The 18,983-nt window shown below is 49.1% G+C and carries 21 protein-coding genes; 8 read left to right on the top strand and 13 right to left on the bottom strand.

What is annotated here, in order from left to right; translation table 11 throughout:
* Nucleotides 1-3: 3 nt before the first annotated feature.
* The 3 genes from FVF72_RS02760 to FVF72_RS02750 form a co-directional block, all read right to left on the bottom strand.
* Nucleotides 4-1,392, bottom strand: a complete 1,389-nt coding sequence (locus tag FVF72_RS02760; protein WP_147671133.1) for a B12-binding domain-containing radical SAM protein — start codon at nt 1,390-1,392, stop codon at nt 4-6.
* Nucleotides 1,393-2,757: a radical SAM/SPASM domain-containing protein gene (locus FVF72_RS02755; protein WP_083772480.1), complete on the bottom strand. Its 1,365-nt coding sequence runs from the start codon at nt 2,755-2,757 to the stop codon at nt 1,393-1,395.
* A gap of 82 nt (nt 2,758-2,839) precedes the next feature.
* Complete coding sequence (locus FVF72_RS02750; RefSeq protein ID WP_013295187.1) at nt 2,840-3,454, bottom strand: TetR/AcrR family transcriptional regulator; 615 nt, start codon at nt 3,452-3,454, stop codon at nt 2,840-2,842.
* A 44-nt stretch (nt 3,455-3,498) separates the two neighbouring features.
* On the opposite strand from FVF72_RS02750, the gene FVF72_RS02745 reads away from it, so the two are divergent.
* The gene (locus FVF72_RS02745) at nt 3,499-3,840 is read left to right on the top strand and encodes a hypothetical protein (RefSeq protein WP_013295188.1); all 342 of its coding nucleotides are present in this window, start codon (nt 3,499-3,501) and stop codon (nt 3,838-3,840) included.
* On the opposite strand, the gene rfbB is transcribed toward FVF72_RS02745, so the two are convergent.
* From rfbB to FVF72_RS02715, 6 genes are read right to left on the bottom strand one after another with little or no spacing between them, the layout of a single operon-like run.
* Entirely contained in the window at nt 3,837-4,847 is a 1,011-nt protein-coding gene (gene rfbB, locus FVF72_RS02740; protein ID WP_013295189.1) for a dTDP-glucose 4,6-dehydratase, read from the bottom strand. The two genes, FVF72_RS02745 and rfbB, sit on opposite strands and share 4 nt — an antisense overlap.
* A 10-nt stretch (nt 4,848-4,857) precedes the next feature.
* Nucleotides 4,858-5,415, bottom strand: a complete 558-nt coding sequence (gene rfbC, locus FVF72_RS02735; protein ID WP_013295190.1) for a dTDP-4-dehydrorhamnose 3,5-epimerase — start codon at nt 5,413-5,415, stop codon at nt 4,858-4,860.
* On the bottom strand, nt 5,408-6,286 hold the full coding sequence (rfbA, locus tag FVF72_RS02730; protein ID WP_013295191.1) for a glucose-1-phosphate thymidylyltransferase RfbA: 879 nt from the start codon (nt 6,284-6,286) through the stop codon (nt 5,408-5,410). Before rfbA ends, rfbC begins: the two co-directional genes overlap by 8 nt.
* A complete protein-coding gene (gene rfbD, locus FVF72_RS02725; protein ID WP_013295192.1) occupies nt 6,283-7,137 on the bottom strand; it encodes a dTDP-4-dehydrorhamnose reductase in 855 nt (284 codons plus the stop codon). The genes rfbA and rfbD overlap by 4 nt, the downstream gene beginning before the upstream one ends.
* Nucleotides 7,138-7,854, bottom strand: coding sequence for an HAD family hydrolase (locus tag FVF72_RS02720; protein WP_238523388.1), 717 nt, complete (start codon nt 7,852-7,854; stop codon nt 7,138-7,140).
* Nucleotides 7,838-8,062, bottom strand: a complete 225-nt coding sequence (locus FVF72_RS02715) for a hypothetical protein (RefSeq protein WP_013295194.1) — start codon at nt 8,060-8,062, stop codon at nt 7,838-7,840. The genes FVF72_RS02720 and FVF72_RS02715 overlap by 17 nt, the downstream gene beginning before the upstream one ends.
* 81 nt (nt 8,063-8,143) lie before the next feature.
* Between FVF72_RS02715 and FVF72_RS02710 the strand changes: the two genes are divergently transcribed.
* From FVF72_RS02710 to tsaA, 3 genes are read left to right on the top strand one after another with little or no spacing between them, the layout of a single operon-like run.
* Entirely contained in the window at nt 8,144-8,491 is a 348-nt protein-coding gene (locus tag FVF72_RS02710; protein WP_013295195.1) for a metalloregulator ArsR/SmtB family transcription factor, read from the top strand.
* A gap of 15 nt (nt 8,492-8,506) precedes the next feature.
* Complete coding sequence (locus FVF72_RS02705; RefSeq protein WP_013295196.1) at nt 8,507-9,160, top strand: cyclase family protein; 654 nt, start codon at nt 8,507-8,509, stop codon at nt 9,158-9,160.
* A 26-nt stretch (nt 9,161-9,186) separates the two neighbouring features.
* A complete protein-coding gene (gene tsaA, locus FVF72_RS02700; protein ID WP_147671132.1) occupies nt 9,187-9,591 on the top strand; it encodes a tRNA (N6-threonylcarbamoyladenosine(37)-N6)-methyltransferase TrmO in 405 nt (134 codons plus the stop codon).
* 65 nt (nt 9,592-9,656) lie between these two features.
* On the opposite strand, the gene FVF72_RS02695 is transcribed toward tsaA, so the two are convergent.
* Nucleotides 9,657-10,145, bottom strand: a complete 489-nt coding sequence (locus FVF72_RS02695) for a flavodoxin (RefSeq protein ID WP_052292714.1) — start codon at nt 10,143-10,145, stop codon at nt 9,657-9,659.
* A gap of 472 nt (nt 10,146-10,617) precedes the next feature.
* Here FVF72_RS02695 and FVF72_RS02690 point away from each other — a divergent pair, with 472 nt between their 5' ends.
* Nucleotides 10,618-11,292 (top strand): class I SAM-dependent methyltransferase, encoded by a 675-nt coding sequence (locus tag FVF72_RS02690; protein WP_013295199.1) that lies wholly within the window; start codon nt 10,618-10,620, stop codon nt 11,290-11,292.
* A gap of 200 nt (nt 11,293-11,492) precedes the next feature.
* On the opposite strand, the gene FVF72_RS02685 is transcribed toward FVF72_RS02690, so the two are convergent.
* The 3 genes from FVF72_RS02685 to FVF72_RS02675 are packed head-to-tail and all read right to left on the bottom strand — an operon-like array spanning nt 11,493 to nt 15,771.
* Complete coding sequence (locus FVF72_RS02685; RefSeq protein ID WP_147671130.1) at nt 11,493-14,078, bottom strand: ATP-dependent helicase; 2,586 nt, start codon at nt 14,076-14,078, stop codon at nt 11,493-11,495.
* Nucleotides 14,079-14,083: 5 nt separating this feature from the next.
* Nucleotides 14,084-14,830, bottom strand: a complete 747-nt coding sequence (locus FVF72_RS02680; protein ID WP_147671129.1) for a metallophosphoesterase — start codon at nt 14,828-14,830, stop codon at nt 14,084-14,086.
* Nucleotides 14,827-15,771: a prenyltransferase gene (locus FVF72_RS02675; protein ID WP_147671128.1), complete on the bottom strand. Its 945-nt coding sequence runs from the start codon at nt 15,769-15,771 to the stop codon at nt 14,827-14,829. The genes FVF72_RS02680 and FVF72_RS02675 overlap by 4 nt, the downstream gene beginning before the upstream one ends.
* Nucleotides 15,772-15,893: 122 nt before the next feature.
* Here FVF72_RS02675 and FVF72_RS02670 point away from each other — a divergent pair, with 122 nt between their 5' ends.
* The 3 genes from FVF72_RS02670 (at nt 15,894) to FVF72_RS02660 (ending at nt 18,966) form a co-directional block, all read left to right on the top strand.
* Nucleotides 15,894-16,442: a HEAT repeat domain-containing protein gene (locus FVF72_RS02670; RefSeq protein WP_147671127.1), complete on the top strand. Its 549-nt coding sequence runs from the start codon at nt 15,894-15,896 to the stop codon at nt 16,440-16,442.
* 134 nt (nt 16,443-16,576) lie between these two features.
* Nucleotides 16,577-18,052, top strand: coding sequence for an NAD(P)/FAD-dependent oxidoreductase (locus FVF72_RS02665; RefSeq protein ID WP_147671126.1), 1,476 nt, complete (start codon nt 16,577-16,579; stop codon nt 18,050-18,052).
* 53 nt (nt 18,053-18,105) lie between these two features.
* A complete protein-coding gene (locus FVF72_RS02660) occupies nt 18,106-18,966 on the top strand; it encodes a phytoene/squalene synthase family protein (RefSeq protein WP_255503775.1) in 861 nt (286 codons plus the stop codon).
* Nucleotides 18,967-18,983: the final 17 nt, after the last annotated feature.

The raw sequence follows: 18,983 nt of genomic DNA, 5'->3' as shown, positions 1-18,983 counted from the left end.
ATCTTAATTTTTTTTGAAGGGAATTTTAGGCTCGATGTATGTCCTATACAGTGTTTCAAGGAATACGCGTATCATGTAACTATGCCTCAGGAGATAGGAGGGCCTTGAGTAGAACCTGAGGTACGCCTTCACAAGCTTTTTCTGGATGAGTTCACGGCTCAGACCAAGCTTCTCGTATTTGATAACGGGCTTTATGACGGTGTAATTTTCCCAGTCATCTTCGATGAGTCCCTGCCTCCTGAGCTCCGCGTAGAGGGGGGTTCCCGGGAATGGTGTAAGTATGGAGTACTGGCTGTAGTCCGGGTCAAGTTTTATCGAAAAGTCTATGGTCCGGTCCATCTCTGAGGGTTTCTCACCTGGATACCCGAGGATGAAGGAGGTTATTACCTCCACCCCAGCCTTCCTGGCAGCCCTCACAGCATCTTCAGCCTGCTTAACAGTTATGCCCTTCTTCATCATATCAAGGACGCGCTGACACCCGGATTCAACACCATAATATATTGTTTTCATCCCCGCGGCCCTGAGGTCCCTGAGAAGGGATTCCTGGACCATGTCCACCCTTGAGGATGTGACAAAACTCACATCAATGTTTCTCCTCTGGATCTCCTCAGCGATCTCCCTGGCCCGGCGCCGGTGGAGCATGAAGGTGTCGTCGAGGAATGCTATATCATGGAGGCCGTAGACCTCCACGAGCTCCTCAACCTCATCGACAACGTTCTCAGGGCTCCTGAACCTGAACTTCTTACCCATTATGAGGGATGATGAGCAGTACCTGCAGGGGTAGACACAGCCACGGCTGGTTATCATTCCACCGGCATCCTGACTGGAGGTTTCATAATCCCTGAATGGTACAAGGTGCCTCGCAGGGAAGGGTATCTCATCAAGGTCCTCTATGAGGGGCCGGGCCCTGTTTGTCCGTATCCTGTCACCCTCACGGTAGGTGATGCCTGCAACATCATCAAGGGACCCGGGGCCTCCCTTTTCATAGGTCTCTGCAAGATCAATGATGGTGGCCTCTCCCTCACCCATGACAACAACATCAAGGTCCCTGCATTCCTGGAGTGTATCCACAGGGAGAAATGTGGGGTGTGGGCCCCCTATAACCGTCAGGACGTCAGGTAATCGATTTTTTATCGCCCTTATGTACTCAAGGGATGTTCTTATTGTTGCAGTGGTTGCTGTTATCCCCACAATGAGGGGGTTAATTCCTTCAACTATTCTGGCAACCCCTTCAGCTCCCATTCTCCGGAGATCATCATCGATTATCTGAACAGTGAAGGATGCCCTTTCAAGGGCAGCTCCAAGGTACATCAGATTGAGGGGTGGCAGAACAAAGCCCAGTTTATTCTTAACCGCTGTCCTGTCCTCGGGGTTTATGAGTACAACGTCCAATTAAACACCACCGGTTTGTTTTTCTCCAGAAATTCTTCGCCATTCTCCAATGTTGTTCACACAGCCAGGGTCCGGCGAATGGATGTCCCCCAGATAGGAGAGGGCACGTGCCCTGCAGCCGCCACAGATGTATCTGGATTTGCATGATCCGCAGTGGTCTGAGAGTTTATCCCTATCCCTGAGGTTCCTTAGTACCCTGCTGGTCTTCCATAACTCTTCAAAGTCATCTTCTAGGATGTTGCCCACACAGAGGTCATCCAGGTGCGGGAAGAATACGCAGGGATAGATGTCGCCGTCCGGTTCGATGCTCAGGTAGAATCTTCCAGCGCCACATCCACCTATAAATTCGGCAAGATGGAGGGTCTCATCTGTGTATTCGGGGTTATAGAAGTGGGTGGGTATCATCCTCTTATCCTTGCTGAGGCCTGCTGCGATGGGTGCGAACTGTGGTGCTGTTGAGAGGACCTGGATTTTACCATGGAGGTTGCTGTGGTAGGCTTCACAGAGGACCCTGTACCTTTCCGGGGGGCCTATGTCCAGTTCAGGGTTCTCTTTTCCCCGACCCGCGGGGATGAAATTGTAGAGCATGAACCAGTCTGCGCCCAGCTCATGGAAGAATTCAGCCATTTCAGAAAGGTGCATGAAGTTCTCTGAGGTCACGGTGGTTGCAACCTCCACAAAGATGTCATACTCTGAGAAGTTTTTAACGGCCTCACATGCCCTCTCCCATGAGCCATCAACACCCCGGAATCTGTCATGGACCTCTGGCTTCATGGAATCGATACTTATCTGTACAAACTGCAGGCCCGCATCGACGAATTTCCTGCAGACGTCCCTGTCCCTGAAGATGTACCCATTGGTTGCCATGGCGGTGTACATGCCGTTCTCATGGGACCTGGATATGTAGTCCATTATGGCGGGGTGCATGCTTGGCTCTCCACCTGAAAGGGCAAGGGATGTTACGCCTGCATCTGTAAGTATGTCTATGACCCTGAGGCCCTCCTGGGCTTCCAGTTCATGTGGCCTCTGACTGTTGTATTCGTAGCAGTGTTTGCATTTGAGGTTGCAACGCCCTGTAATGTTCCATACCACCTGGAAGGGGGCTCCGGGTATGAATGGTCTGTTAACACCGAATAACCCGATCCCCTTGAGGACGCTGATGAGGCCCCTCATCCAGTGCGGATCATGCATCTGTTCCCTCAGATCCTCTTCATTCACGCCAAAGGCATCTGCTCCACTGCTCAATATGAGGCCAATGATGCTGGATAGTAGCCTGCACTCGAAGCAGCATTCTTCGTCATGGAGGTAGTGTCTAAGGGCGTTCTCTATCCTTGGAGATCCATCCCTCCGGCACTCCCCCATCATATGTTTCAGAAGAACCCTTGAAGCGGGGTTTTCAGAGACCCTTCTGAATGTGCCTATAAGGTCCCTGAGGTCTCGTCTGGAACTATTCCTTAATCATACCACCTCCTTCTATACCCCTCCATAATATGTCTATGAAACTCTCCGCTGCTGGTGTTTCATGTCCGCGGAAGTGTGAACTGAGGCTTGCATGGGAGATGTAACTGATTATCATCTCTGCAGCGGTCCCCGGATCCACGACCCTTATGGAGCCCTCACTGATCTTATCCCTGAGATAATGCTCAATTGAATCGTATATCAATCTGGCAGTTGAATCATGGATTTCCCACCCATCAAAACCGTGTTCTTCAAGTTCCCTTTCAACCATCATCAAAAAGAGAAGGTCGATCTTCTCCTGGACCATGACCATGATCAGTTTCTGGATGACTTCCTTCAGCACATCACGCGGGTCACCATCTCTCCTGAGGACTTCAAGGACCCCCGATATCCTTTCGCTGCTCTCATCCATTATCCTTTTGAGAAGGTTTTTCTTGGATCCAAATTTTCTGAAGACCGTTACTTCACTTACACCGGCCCGGGATGCAATTTCACGGGTTGTTGTACCCCTGTATCCCCTTTTTATGAAAAGTTCCCTTGCGGCTTCGGTTATCCTCTTCTCTGTGGAGACCATGATACCACTTATGTAAGTACTTACTAACATTATGGGGTTAGTGTTATATAAACATTATCGCCACAGATAGTACCATGAGAATAACCGAGAAGGATGTTATTGAATCACTGGAACTCTTCACAAGGGTACCATCATTCCTACTAAGACGCTGGGTTCGGAAAGAGATAAACCTGGCATCAAAATTCAGATCACAGATAATAGATGGCTATTCACAGCTTTCAGAATATGACAGGGAGAGGTTGAGGGCCATACTTGAAATGGATGTCTCTGATATCCAGGATATACTTGGGGAAGCCCACAGGAAAACAGGAAAAGAGCAGCTAAAAATACTTTCAGATCCATCAAGCAGGAAATTCATAGAGATTAACCTGGAAGAGACCAGGAATCTCATCTCTAATGAAAAAAGGGACAGTTAATCCCGCAGCCTCTCGTCGTACATTCGCTCATAGTATCTCAGGTACTCTCCGCTTTTTATATTCTCCCACCATTCTCTGTTATCAATGTACCATTTTATGGTCTCCCTGATACCCTCCTCAAAGGAGTAACAGGGCTTCCAGCCAAGTTCACTCCTTATCTTACTTGCATCGATTGCATATCTCCTGTCATGGCCAGGGCGGTCCTCAACGAACCTTATGAGGGATTCATCCTTGCCAAGCTCCCTGAGTATGAGCTCAACGATCTCTATATTCCTCCTCTCACTGTTACTCCCTATATTGTAGACCTCACCTGCACGTCCACCGTGCAGAACGAGGTCAATTGCCCTGCAGTGGTCCCGGACATGTATCCAGTCCCTCACATTCATGCCGTCACCGTAGACAGGGAGGGGTTTATCCTCAAGGGCATTCGTTATCATGAGGGGTATTAGCTTCTCAGGGAACTGGTAGGGTCCATAGTTGTTGGAGCAGCGTGTTATGTTAACCGGCAAACCATAGGTACGGTTGTATGCCCTGGCTATGAGGTCTGCAGAGGCCTTGCTGGCAGAGTAGGGGCTGTTTGGTGCCAGCGGGGTCTCTTCGGTGAAATAGCCCTCCTCCGTGGAGCCGTAAACCTCATCCGTTGAGATCTGTATGAACCTCTCAACACCCTGCCTCCTAGAGGCCTCCAGGAGCGTCTGAGTGCCCATGACATTTGTCCTTATGAATATGCCCGGGTCCTCAATACTCCGGTCGACATGGGATTCTGCCGCGAAGTTCACAACAACATCAGATTCTGCTATGAGGTCGTTAACAAGTTCCTTATCAGTTATGCTGCCCTTAACAAATATGTACCGTGGGTCATCCTCCACTCCGGCGAGGTTTTCAAGGTTTCCACAGTATGTGAGAGCGTCAAGGTTGATTATCTCATAGCTGTGGTTCTCAAGCATGTACCTTATGAAGTTGCTACCTATGAAGCCGGCTCCACCGGTTACTAGAATTCTTTCCATCTAAATCTCCTCAGAGGTAAACTGGTCTTTCACGGAGGGGCTTCCAGTTCATGTCCTTATCTGAAATTATGAGTTCATCCACCAGCTCCAGGGGCCACTCTATACCGATGTCAGGGTCGTCCCATGGAATGCCAGAGTCGTATTCAGGGAGGTAGAGTTCTGTGCACTTGTAGTTAACTATGCACTCATCTGCGAGGGCCAGAAATCCGTGTGCAAATCCCTCGGGAATGAAGAATTCCCTCCTGTTCTCCTCTGAAAGGTGAACACCCACCCATTCACCGTAAGTCTCTGAGTCTCTGCGAAGGTCCACTGCAACATCAAAGATTTCACCCTTCACAGCCCTGATGAGTTTTCCCTGGGGCCTCTTCAGCTGGAAGTGAAGGCCCCTGAGGACGCCCCTGCGGGACATGGATTCGTTGTCCTGGACAAATGTGATATCAAGGCCATGGTCCCTGAATAGTGCCTGGTTGAAGGTCTCCATGAAGTATCCACGTTCATCTCCGTAGACCTCCGGTTCTATGATGATTGCACCATCAAGCCTGGTTCTCTGGAATCTGAAGTTACCCATGGAAGTTTCCCTCCGCAAGGTCTCTGAGGTATCTGCCGTATTCTGTCTTCTCAAGTTTTTCTGCCATTTCAAGGAGATCATCCCTTGTGATCCATCCATTGTTGTATGCTATCTCCTCAAGGCATGCGATGTAGAATCCCTGCCTCTTCTGTATGGTCTCTATGAAACTGCTTGCCTCCAGAAGGCCGTCATGGGTACCGGTGTCAAGCCAGGCCATCCCACGGCCCATGAGCTCCACACGGAGCTTCTTCATCTTCAGGTACTCCTCGTTGACGGATGTTATCTCAAGCTCCCCCCTCTCTGATGGCTCTATCCTGCTGGCAATTTCAACCACCTGGTTGTCATAGAAGTATAGGCCCGGGACAACGTAGTTGGATCTGGGTCTTTCAGGTTTTTCTTCTATTGATATAACCCTTCCTTCCCCGTCGAACTCAACAACACCGAAGGGTCGCGGGTCCTTTACATAGTAACCGAATATGACAGCACCCTCCCTGATGGACGCAGCCCTCTGGAGTATTTCACTGAACCTGTGCCCGTAGAATACGTTATCACCCAGCACCAGGGCAACCCTGGAATCTCCAATGAACTCCCTTCCCACAAGGAATGCATCGGCAATACCGCGGGGTTCCTCCTGCACCTCATAGGCGAACCTGACACCGAACTGTGACCCGTCCCCCAGGAGGTCCCTGTAGAGTGGAAGATCCCTTGGGGTTGATATCACGAGGATATCCCTTATACCCGCGAGCATCAGCACAGATAGGGGATAATATATCATTGGCTTATCATATATCGGGAGAAGCTGCTTTGAAACAGCCCTTGTTATGGGGTAGAGGCGGGTTCCTGAACCCCCTGCAAGCACTATGCCCTTCATGGTCCACCTCCATTAATTGATTTCATTTCCTCAAGGTAATCCTTAAGGGCTTCCCTGTAGCTTCTGAGGGGCTTAAAGCCCTCCATGATCCAGTTATAATTTTTGAGGACAGAGAATGATGGTCTGCGGGCGGGTCTCGGGAATTCATGGCTCCTTACAGGTTTCAACTTAACACCCATCTGCAGCGCATGGAATATCTCCCTGGCAAAATCATACCATGAGCAGTGGCCAGAGTTTGTTATATGATAAACACCATATGCGGGCCTTTCAATAAGCTTCCCGATTGCACCTGCAAGGTCACGGGTGTATGTTGGGGATCCATACTGGTCATCAACAACACTTATCTCATGACCCCTCTCTGCGAGTTCCACCATGGTACTTACAAAGTTTCTCCCGTTCCTCCCAAATAGCCAGGAGGTCCTTACTATGTAGAATTTATCTGTCAGATCACGCACAGCAAGTTCACCCAGGTACTTGGTTTTCCCGTAAAAGTTCAGAGGATCCGGTTCATCAAATTCAAAGTATTCTTCACCCTTCTTACCATTAAAAACATAATCGGTGGATATGTAAACCAGACTGGCGCCTGTCTGTGATGCAGCGGCAGCAACGTTCCGGGTCCCGAGAACGTTCACCTGATAGGCTGTTTCACGCTCCGATTCGGCACAGTCAACGTCTGTGAATGCAGCTGCATGTATGATGGTATCCGGACGCTTTTTGGCTGCAAGTTCCATGACACCCTCAAGGTCCCGGATGTCAAGGTCTCCTGACGTTAAAACCTCATGTCTTTCTTTCAGGACATCAATGAGGTCACTTCCAAGCATACCCGAGGCCCCGGTTACAAGAACCTTCATTCAATCACCCATAACGCTCACTGCAGTACCATAACCTGTTATCTCAAGGAAGGCATCAACGTCACCGAGACACTCAAGGACGTGGTCGGCACCGGCTGCCTCCAGTTCATCAACCGTGAAGTCCCCTGTGGCAACCCCCACGGTCCTCAAGCCAAGTTCCCTCCCGGCTTCAATATCCCGTGGAGTGTCACCTACGGTTATAACATTTTCCCGCCGTAGCCGCCCGTAAATTGAGGAGGCCCTTTCAAGGGCAAGCCTCAGTATCGAGGCCCTGCTGCACCCCTCGTTGCCAAAGCCCCCGAAGTTGAAGTATCCATCAAATGAGGCCTCTCTGAGCTTCAACCATGCAACAGGCTCAATGTTTCCGGTCACAACTCCGAGGGGTGTTCCGGCTTCACTGAGCCTTTTAAGGATAATTTCTGCACCATGCAGGGCTCTTATGTTATCCCTCTCAAGGTTCAGGCGGTAGTTATAGGAAATCCTATCCACTATCCTCACAAAGTCCCCATCGCTGATTTCAAGACCGTACTTCCATGCGGTCTGGAATATTATCTCCTTATCGGTCATCCCCTGGATTCTTTCGATGTCTATTTCAACATCAGCATTGAAAAGTTCCCTGAACGCCTGCCTGAAGGAGTAGAAGTGACAGTGGGATCCCACAAGCAGCGTTTTATCAATATCGAATATGATGGTGTTCATCTTAGACCTGCCTCTCATACTTTTTCCTGAGGTGTTCGGAGCTGTACTCATAGTAAACTATGTTTGATTTCAGAAAGACCCTCTGGGCAGGGTTGCCATTCCTGAGGTAGGTGACGGTTATCTTCCTCTCACTGACCCGTATGTCAATTGCATTTCCACGGGGACCTGTGGCGTAGGTGTGTTCAGCCCCCAGAATGTCCATTATTCTTATCCAGTCCACTGCCATGGCTCTTTACCCGTTCTTTAATCCTGCTTCACCATCATGGTGACGTTATTATTATCTGCAGTTTCATCTATAAATTATTCTATGAAGAGTGATGTCTGTGAAATCGATGATGCCAATGAGGCCCGGGTGCTCATGGTGAGGGAGTCGATGCCTGACGACGATGAAATAAAAGGACTCTGTGACCTCTTCAAAATATTATCCGAGCCCACAAGGCTCAGGATAATCGAGGCACTCACCGTGGATTCACTGTGTGTCTGTGAACTCGCATCCCTCCTTGAGATGACCCAGTCAGCGGTTTCTCACCAGCTCAGAATTCTGAGAAGTGCGGGAATCGTTGACTATGAAAGGGATGGTAAGATGGCACGCTACCACCTCACCGATAGGGGCGTGGCGGATATTATAGAAAACTGCAGGAGCAAATGTCCTTAGTACAGGGGATATACCATGTATGAACTTCTTTCGCATCCACTGGAGGATGGTTCACCGGTTCACCCGGCACTTGACGATGTGAGGATATCAATCAGGAACATGATACCTGTGGATGGGTATGAGACCCACACCATCATCACATCCAACCATGCCGGGACCCATGTAGATGCCCCGGCCCATTTCATTGAGGGCGGAAAGAGGATAAGTGAATACAGTATTGAAGAACTTGTATTCAATGACGTCTGCACTGTGGACGTTGATGTGGGGCCAGGGGACCCCATAGGGAGCGGTGACATTGAGATTCCCGACTGCGACCTCCTCCTCATAAGGACGGGCTTCGAGTCAGTGAGGGGTGGGGACACCTACCTGCAGGATAACCCCTGGATAACCCCTGAACTTATTGATAACATAAGGAGGAACTTCAGGGGTATCAGGGCCATAGGGGTGGACTGCATATCAATATCAAATCCAGAACACCCATCTGAGGGCGAGATGGCCCACATAATGGCCTTCACTGAGGACCCTGATTATGGGGAGCCAGTTCTCATCCTGGAGGATATGAAACTGATGAGTGCTCCGGAGGTTATTGAGAGGGTTTTTGTGGTTCCGTGGACCATTGAGGGGGTTGACAGTGCACCATGTACCGTTATAGCGGAATTTAAGGTTTAATTTTCAGGGATCTGTGGAGGGTATCTGTGGAGATAAAGATAAGGCCTGTTGGATTTGTGAGATCCCCATTCATGGGGAGGGGGGAGGCACCTCACCAGGGGAGGCTCTCAATGGAGGAGAGCGAGATTCACATCTTCCCGGAGTACCGTGACGCCCGGGAGGGAATTGAACTTTTCAGGTACCTCTTTGTTCTCTACTGGCAGCACCTGGCTGAAAGGGATGTTCTTAAGGTTGTTCCGCGGGGTAAAAAGAAGAAGAGGGGTGTTTTTTCAACAAGGGCCCCTGCAAGGCCCAACCCGATAGGGCTGTGCCTGGTGGAGCTGCTGGAGTCAGGTGATTTCCTCAGGGTGAGGGGCCTTGATGCACTGGATGGCTCACCTGTTATCGATATAAAGCCATACCATGAGGATATCGATTCACCCGGGGACTGAAAGGTCAGAACGCCTTTTCACTGCAATTAGCAGGCAGTTATTGAGGAAGATGCTTAAGATCCGGACTATTCCTCAGTTCTGAATGCTGCTTCAACGTCCCTTACAAAGGGTTCTATCTTGCAGTCACAGGTATTCTCCTTTATCTCCCTCTCGGTTATGGCGACTGTCTGGATGGGTTCCTTTCCTATGGTCTCGCTCATACGCCTGAATGTTCCCTCTGCACCGCTTCCACCATATGTACAGAAGAAGGCAGCATTCTTTATCTTTGATGCGTTTTCCCTGAGGTAGGTGCCCACCGGTACCGATGGATTACCTGCCCAGACAGGTGTACCAACTATCACAAGATCATAGTCTGAGGGGTCCCTTTCATAGGGTTCAAGTACGGTGTCCTTGCCCCTCGCAGCCTGGTAACCTGATTTTAAAAACCCTATGATACCGGTTCGATTCTGGGTGTCCCTTATCTCCTCGATGTCACATTTGAGTTCCCTGGCGATCTGAGATGCCACATCCCTGGTACGCCCGGTTCTTGAATAATATACCACAAGTGCCCTCATGGTTACTGATATGTTGATGGACGCATAAATACTGTTCTCTTTGTGATACTCAGAGGTTATAAGAACCTGGTGATAATGGAGTCATGAATATCATGGAGGAACTCTCAAAATCAGAATCATCTGCTTGCCTTAGTATGGGGGGTAGCTTCCAGAGATTTAAAGGGGGGTTGTTAGGAGTGAAAAAACGGGGAGGTGCTTTTTCGTTTTTTATCTCTGGAAGCTGATTTTTTGGTGCTTTCAACAGAACAAAATATCCCGGAAGTTGAAAGCAATAATTTAAGGGGGTGATGTGTGTATGAGACACACAAACCTATATGTTAGAATTCTAGTATATAAATATTTCGGTTGTGTGGGATGGTTTGCAAGCTAAGGCATCACATAAAGATTAGTGATGGAGGTCTACACACAGGTCCTCTTCACCATGGTGCATGCTAAAGTATCACATACAACACAACTATAGACAGGTGACATTATGCAGGTTATAGAGGGACCCCTCTTCACCGCCCGCACATGCCAGGAATACATGAAGATGTTTGATCTCAGGATAAACGAACTTAAGGGGTTGCGAATACTTGACTGTCCAGCGGGTGCCAGCTCATTCACACCAATCATGGCGAAGAGGGGCCTTGATGTGAGGGCCTGTGACATCATGTATGGTGAGGAGGCAGATACTCTTGGGAATATGTGCAGGGAGCACCTCATGGCACTCACAGATGCCCTTAAGAGGATCAGGAACCATTTCGTGTGGAGGTTCTACTCTTCACCTGAGGAGATGCTTGAAAAACGCCTGAATGCCTGCGGGTGTTTTGAGGAAAGCTACAGAGAACACCCTGAACTTTACGTGAGGGGGGACCTCAGGGATTTACCCTTTGATGATGATGAGTTTGATCTCCTTCTCTCATCCCATCTCCTCTTCATATATGACCACAGGCTTGACAGGGAATTTCATGAAAGGGCCATTTCTGAGATGATACGCGTCAGCTCAGAGGTGAGGATATACCCGATTGTCAAGGAGAACGGAAAACTCTCAGATTATGCAGAAGGCATACTGGAGGATAAAAGAGATGAATTTGATGCATTCACGGTCTCGGTGGACTATGAGTTCAGGAGGGGAGGTAACATGATGCTTGTTCTTAAGGGAATATGACACCAGTTTCTGGTTCTTTTTCATGACTTTGCTTGTTCTTAAGGGAATATGACACCAGTTTCTGGTTCTTTTTCATGACTTTGCTTGTTCTTAAGGGAATATGACACCAGTTTCTGGTTCTTTTTCATAACTTATGATTACCTGATTTCATCCTTGAAGAAAAGATGATATCAGTTTTCTGTTCTTTCTGCGTTGGAAGATCATCTGATCTCATCTAATATAGCCTGATGCATCCTCCTGATGAATTCTATCCGGTCCTCATACTTGAGCACGTCCAGGTAACCCTGGGCAACCAGGTTAAAGGCAAATGGAGAGGGTATCCTCGTGTCAAACTGCTTGATCTCCATCTCACCATCACGGATCCATTCCAGGACCCTGATGGCATTCTCGATGTCCATGTAGTCCTCCATAACCTCCCTGCGGGCCTCCTCGAGTATGGGGAACCTGTCATCCAGTTCACTCACAAATTTAAGTAGTATCTTACCCCTCACCTGCTGCCTGCCAACAGACTTCTCCTCCCCCCTGTACCTGCGGAGTATCATGAGGGCACGGCCAGCGCAGTGCCTGAACCTGCTTGCAAGGGTTTCTGTCCGGTCAAGGGCCTTCTTAAGTATCTCCCTGAGGTTCTCAGGTTCAAGTTCCATGAATGACTCGAGACCACCCATCTTTCCCTCTGAACTCAGATAGAATCCATTGTCAGATACAGATATCATAACGTCCCGCCGGTAACGCCTTGCAATGACATAGGCAACGGCCCTTGATAGGGCGTCGTTAACCCTCCTTCCAAAGAGGCTGTGGAAGACGATGAATTTTCTACCCCCGAAGCCAGTGTAGTACTCAACAAGCATCCTCCTGATGCTGGGTATTGCCGCGTAGAGGTACTGTTCACGGAAATACTCGTAGATTGAACCTGCGGCCCTCTCATCCACGTGGAGGTAGTCCATTATGAACTCTGTTATCTCTGCCTTTGAACGCCCGTACTGGAACTTACCATCCATAATGTCCCTGAAGCGCTGTATGTCAACTGCAAGGTCAAAGGAGAGGGGCAGCTGCTCTGAGAACCATGATGGAATGTTGGGGGGTCCTGAGGCGGGGCTGACATTGACGGTCATGCCCCTTGCATAGTTGAATCTGTAGATCTTCCCGCCGAGAACAAAGGTGTCGCCCTTCCTGAGTTTCTCCATGAAGTCCTCCTCTATCCTCCCCACAACCTTTCCGTTGCACTTAACAACCGCAGCGCTCCTATCGGGTATGGTCCCTATGTTGGTGGAGTAGAGCATCCTGGCAAGTTTACCCCTCCTCCCGAACATGTTCTTGTCGTGGTCAACCCAGATCTTGGCGTAGACGTACCTCTCCTCGAGCTCCGCATACTCCCCTGCAAGGTAGCTGAGTACAGAGAGGTAATCCTCCCTTCTGAGGTTCCTGTAGCAGTAGCTGTTCCTTATAACCTCCAGGGCATGGTCAATGTCCCACGGGTTCTCAATGGCCATCCCGTATATGTGCTGGGCCAGGACATCCAGGCAGTTCTCGGGTACCCTTATGGAATCTATTTTACCCTCAACGGCGTTCTTGAGTATGAGTGAACACTCAACAAGGTCGTCCCTGTCCACGACAACTATCCGTCCCTTTGATTTCTCATGAAGCTGATGCCCGCTTCTCCCGATACGCTGCAGTGCCCTTGAAACAGATTTTGGTGAACTCAGAAGAACCACCAGGTCAATGTACCCGATGTCTATCCCGAGTTCAAGGGACGTTGACGATACAACCGCCTTCAGCTCACCCCTCTTGAGTTTCTCCTCTGTTTCAAGCCTTATCTCCCTTGAAAGTGATGAGTGGTGTGCCATGATGTTTTCATCGGTGTAACTCTCAGGGAAGCGACTTTTCAGGTTGTAAACCACACTCTCGGTCCCGCTCCGCGTGTTGGTGAAGATTAGGGTTGTCCGGTGTTCCATTATGAGGTCGTGGAGGATGTCGTAGAGGGCATTACCAATTTCCTCAGGGTCAGCGGCCACGATGTCATCAACCGGGCAGATGAGTTCAATGTCAAGTTCTTTAAGGTAGTTAACGTCCACTATTATGCAGTCCCTTTCATTACCATAACTGTAACCCACCAGGAATTTTGCAACACGCTCAAGTGGATGGACCGTCGCAGATAAACCGATCCTTGTGAAGTTACCGACAAGGTGCTGCAGCCTCTCAAGGCTCAGTGAAAGGTGAACACCCCTCTTATTATCTGCAAGGGAGTGTATTTCATCCACGATAACATAGCGCACAGTTGAAAGCTTTTCACGGAACTTTGGGGCCACAAGGAGTATTGAGAGCGTCTCAGGGGTCGTTATAAGGATGTGTGGGGGATTTTTGAGCATCCTGGAGCGCTCATAGCTAGTGGTGTCACCGGTCCGCACAGCCTTCCTTATCTCAAGATCCCTGCCCTCCTCCTCTGCAATCTCCCTTATACCCTGGAGGGGTTCCTCAAGGTTCCTTTCTATGTCATTATCAAGGGCCTTAAGGGGTGAGATGTATATGCAGTAGACACTGTCCTCCAGTTCACCCCTATCCGCAAGTGTGGTGAGTTCACTGATTATGGAAAGAAACGCGGCGAGTGTCTTACCTGAACCTGTTGGTGACGATACAAGGACGTTCCTCCCCATGTGTATATCCATTATCGCATACTTCTGGGCCTCTGTGAAGTCATCAAAGGTTCTCCTGAACCATTCGCTGACCCAGGGGTGGAGGACAGAGTGTATTCTGCTGCCTGAGTATTTCTTCTTCTGCCTGACTATCATGGGCCTCACCACCCACCATTGAATCCTGTGGATGAGGTGAACTCCATGAGGGCACCCACCGTCCCGAAATCGAAAACCTCAAAGTCCTCAACACCATAGACCTGGAATTCCTCAAGTTCAGCCTTCCTGAGGAAGGGTGATAGTACAGCCTCATGGAGGATGTCGGAGCCCTCGGTTATGAAATTGAAGGATGGCATGACAACGAGGTTCATATCCCTGAAGGGCCCCAGGAGGAAGCATTTGATCTTTTCAACCCTTTCACCGCTTCTGAGACCCACGCATGGGTGTTCGTGGCCTATGATGATGTTTTCAGCGTCGAGTCTTTCAGGTATAACATGGCCATGTGTCAGGAGGAAATCGTCCACCTTCATGGTTTCATGGATCGCAATACCTGATATCCCAGACATGTGGGGTACTATGGGGTCATGATTCCCCTTGATCAGTGTTATCTCCCTGAAGTTTTCCTGGAGGTAGTCCATCATCCGCATGATTTCCCGGTTCTCCTGACGGCTCACCCTCCCGAATTCATGCTTGAGGTCACCATTTATGATGATACCCGAGGCACCCGATGCGTCCCTTATGGATTCTATCCGCTCAACTATCTTTCTGAACTGGAATCCAGGGACCATCACCCCCTCACTGGTGAGGTACTGTTCATACCCCAGGTGGAGGTCGGCTATTATCATTGAATCCTCAATGAGAAGTGACAGGTCACATATTTCCAGCCCATCCATCAGTTTAAACGTGTTCATTGCATCACCAGGACACTGATGAGGTAGAGGAGGTCAAGGACCCCGAAGGCTATGAGTGAGTTCATTACAACCTCAGATCCCCTCACATTGACTTCATCTGGGTTATGGATGTAATAATAGATGCAGGGAACTGTGAGTGTGAGTGAAAGTAGAGCAATCAGCGGGAAACTGATCCTGGGATCAAAATGGGGGGAGAATTCAAGAAGACCCAGTGCAACCGTTGCAGCAGCCGCACTTAAGGCCATAACCCTTCGGGATGCTCTGACACCCATCCTGACAGGAAACGTCATCTTACCACCCAGCAGGTCCTCCTGGAGGTCAGGTATCTCAACATTTATGATGAAAACAAGCTGCAGCAGCATTATGGGGATGGAGAAGAGGATTAGAGGGGTATCAATCACACCCATGATTACAGAGTAACCCATGGCAGGGAATATGAAGCCTGTCAGGGCTGTTGCAACCTCTCCAAAACCCCTGTATGATAGCCTCGCTGGTGGGGCACTGTAAAACCATCCAAGCAGATTACCGGCAACTGCAAGGAGAAGAACTGCAGGGTTACGGTAGATGAGAGTGTAGATAACTGCAAGTGTCAGGGATACTGATATGAGAAGGACAGCGAACTTCCAGGCAAAGCCTCTGAGTTCAGGGTGTCTCTGGAGAACCCCGCTTCCACCGGTATATGCTGTTGCAGCCTCAGGGTTGTCCAGTTCAAAGTCATAGTAGTCGTTGCTGTAGGATACAGAAAGATGGGCTGGCATCACGATCGCATATCCCATGATGAACTGGTCGAGGGGGAGGTAACCCCTACCTATACCTGCAAGAACAGCCCCTGTGGCATAGAGGATCAGGCCAGCCCCGAGAAATGGAAGTCTACCCAGTTTGATAACCTCAGACAGGAAATACCACCTGGAGTTTTTTTTCTTGACATCCAGTTTATGCATTCACATCCTCCTACCAGCCGGGAATTGGGGTCCATTAACATTTATATCGGCTGCGGAATAAAAGATTATCATCACGGTTTATTATCACAGAATCAATCAGGTGAATTTATCAGGTGATTCTCATGGCTGATAGTACCTTGAAGGATAGGATTTGCCTCATGGATTCAGAGGAAAAGATGAAGGTCGTGGATGAACTTGAACCATCAGAGGAATCAGTTGAAATACTTGCAGGACTTCTGGAGGATGAAAGTCATCCTGTTAGATTTAAGGCCGCAGAAAAACTTGCAGAATTTGGAAAACTGTCCCTTGAAAGGCTCATTGAAATAATGGACACTGCAGAGGGGGAGGTCAGGAGGTACGCCACATTCGCCCTCAAGAAGATAGGGGATCCCGGCGTTGTGGATCACTTCATTGGGGCCCTTGAGGATGAGGACTGGGGTGTGAGGAAATTCGCTGCAAGGTCCCTTGGGGAACTGGGGGATAAGAGGGCCGTGGAACCACTCATAGGTGCCCTTGAGGATGAGGACTGGGGTGTTAAACTTGCCGCCGTGAGGTCCCTTGGCGACCTGAGGGATCCGAGGGCCATAGAACCAATCAAGAAGGCCAGAAGAAAGGGGGATAAGGACTTCAAGAAGGCTGCCAATAAGTCACTCAAAAAGATCCAGTCATAGTCCTCCTGCTTTTTTGTGTGAAGTGTTCATCAATTACTCAATTCAGTAATATTGTTTATTGCAGTCCCCATGAAACTTTTATATTTTTTAAGTGTCGTTATATAACTATATATAATATTTTAGCCGGTGGTTTCATGAGGATAGTGATAGTGGGGGCTGGATTTGGAGGTCTATCTGCAGCAGCGCTTCTTGCAAGGGGTGGGATGGATGTAACTGTTATTGAGAAAAATGAGGGTCCAGGTGGACGTGCAAGCGTCTACAGTGAGGGGGGGTTCACATTTGATATGGGCCCATCATGGTACCTCATGCCTGACATATTTGAGAACTTCTTTGCAGAGTTCAGGAGAAAACCTGAGGATTTCTACTCCCTGAAACAACTTGACCCTGCATACAGGGTATTCTTTGATGATGATAAGGTTGTAAATGTCTCATCCGATATTGAAAGGAATTATGAACTCTTTGACAGCTTCGAGGAAAACGGGGGCGAGAAGCTCAGGGAATACCTCCATTCAGCAGGTGAACTCTATGATTCTGTTGTAAAGGAGATGCTCTACAGGGACTACCGTTCCATCCTTGACTTCCTCAATGGCAAACTCCTGCTTCAGGGGATAAGACTCAACATACTCGAATCCCTTGAGCACTTTGTTAACAAACGCTTTGAGAGTGATGAGGCAAGAAAGATACTCCAGTATTCCATAGGCTTCCTTGGAAGCGCACCGCAGGATACACCCTCCATGTACCATATCATGTCCCACATTGACATGACACTGGGGGTTTTCTACCCTGAGGGTGGCATAAGGAGGGTTGCAGAGTCCATATATGAACTTGCACTTGATAACGGGGCCGAATTCCACTTCAATGAAGAGGTTAAGAGGATAGAGGTTACAGATAAGATGGCCACCTCTGTTGTAACCGACAGGAACATCCACGATGCCGATGCAGTTCTTGTGAATGCAGATTACCCCCACAGTGAACTTGAACTCCTTGATGCCGACCACAGGACCTATGATGAGAACTACTGGAATTCAAGGGTACTGGCACCATCAGCCTTTGTGGCCTACGTGGGTGTTGACCGCACAGTAGACGCCCTTGACCACCATAACCTCTTCCTTGAGAGGGACTGGGCAGACAAATTCCAGCAGGTCTTTGACCCTGAAAAGGCATCCTGGCCTGAGAGGCCATCATACTATGTTAATGTTCCCTCAAGGACGGATAAAACAGCTGCTCCTGAGGGATCAGACACCCTATTCATACTGGTCCCCCTGGCACCTGGCATGGAGGATAACCAGGAGCTGAGGGAGGGCCTCTACAGCAGGGTCATGGATGACCTTGAGGGGAGGACAGGTATGAAGATAAGGGACCATGTGGTGGTGAAGCGTATATTCGCCATAAATGACTTCAGGGAACGATACAATGCATACAGGGGGACAGCACTTGGCCTATCCCATACCCTCAGGCAGACCGCCCTCTGGAGACCGGCACATAAAAGCAAGAAGGTTAAAAACCTTTACTACACTGGACAGTACACCCATCCAGGTATAGGGGTGCCAATGACACTCATATCCTCCCAGATTGTCTGCAGAGAGATACTGGAAGAAATGGGTGAATAGTCCAGAATCCTTCAGGCAAAGCAACTTTAAAAGGTTATATGGGTGATAGGCTCTTGATTGATGAAAAAATCTATTCAATATTCAAAAGGGGAAGCAAAACATACTTCTACAGCACCCTCTTCTTCCCACCAAAGGTTAGGAGGGACGTTTTCATACTCTACAGTTTCCTGAGAAAGGCGGATGACTATGTTGATAGAATACCCCAAGATACCGGGGGGTTCTACGACTTTGTTGAACGCTACCGGGCGGCATCATCAGGTGAAAAAACAGGGGATGTGGTTGTTGATTCGTTCGCGGAACTTTCAGCCAGAAAGGCTTTCAATAAAGAGTGGACAGAGGCCTTTCTAAGATCAATGGAGATGGATATAACTGTATCATCCTACAGGACAATGGCTGACCTTGAGGAGTACCTACTTGGTTCATCTGAGGTTGTGGGCCTCTTCATGGCATCCATCATGGGCCTTGACACGGATTCATATCCCCACGCCCGCTACATGGGGAGGGCCATGCAGTACGTCAACTTCATAAGGGACATAGCAGAGGATGTTGAACTTGGAAGGCTCTACTTCCCGCTGACTGAACTTGAAAGATTTGATCTGGAGTCACTGGATTTAAGTGAAATAAGGGGAAGGGAGGATAATTTCAGGTCCTTCCTCAGGGCTCAGATTGATATTTACAGGGACTGGCAGAGGAGGGCAGAGGAGGGTTACAGTTACATCCCCTACCGCTACCTGGTACCCATAAAGACCGCCGCCGACATGTACCTCTGGACGTCCAGGATAATCGAAAGGGACCCCCTCATAGTCTACCGGAGGAAGGTGAAGCCCTCAAGGGGCCGGGTGGTCTCAGGGGCCCTCCTGAACATGCTGAGGCTCATCAGACCCAGGGCAGCCGTTAATGAGGGGAGTATTTAGGGGACCTTCAAATGTCT

Source organism: Methanothermobacter sp. KEPCO-1 (assembly GCF_008033705.1).
GTDB classification, from domain to species: domain Archaea; phylum Methanobacteriota; class Methanobacteria; order Methanobacteriales; family Methanothermobacteraceae; genus Methanothermobacter; species Methanothermobacter marburgensis.
Note: the sequence above shows the minus strand (reverse complement) of the source record. Positions and strands in the feature narration are given on the sequence as shown.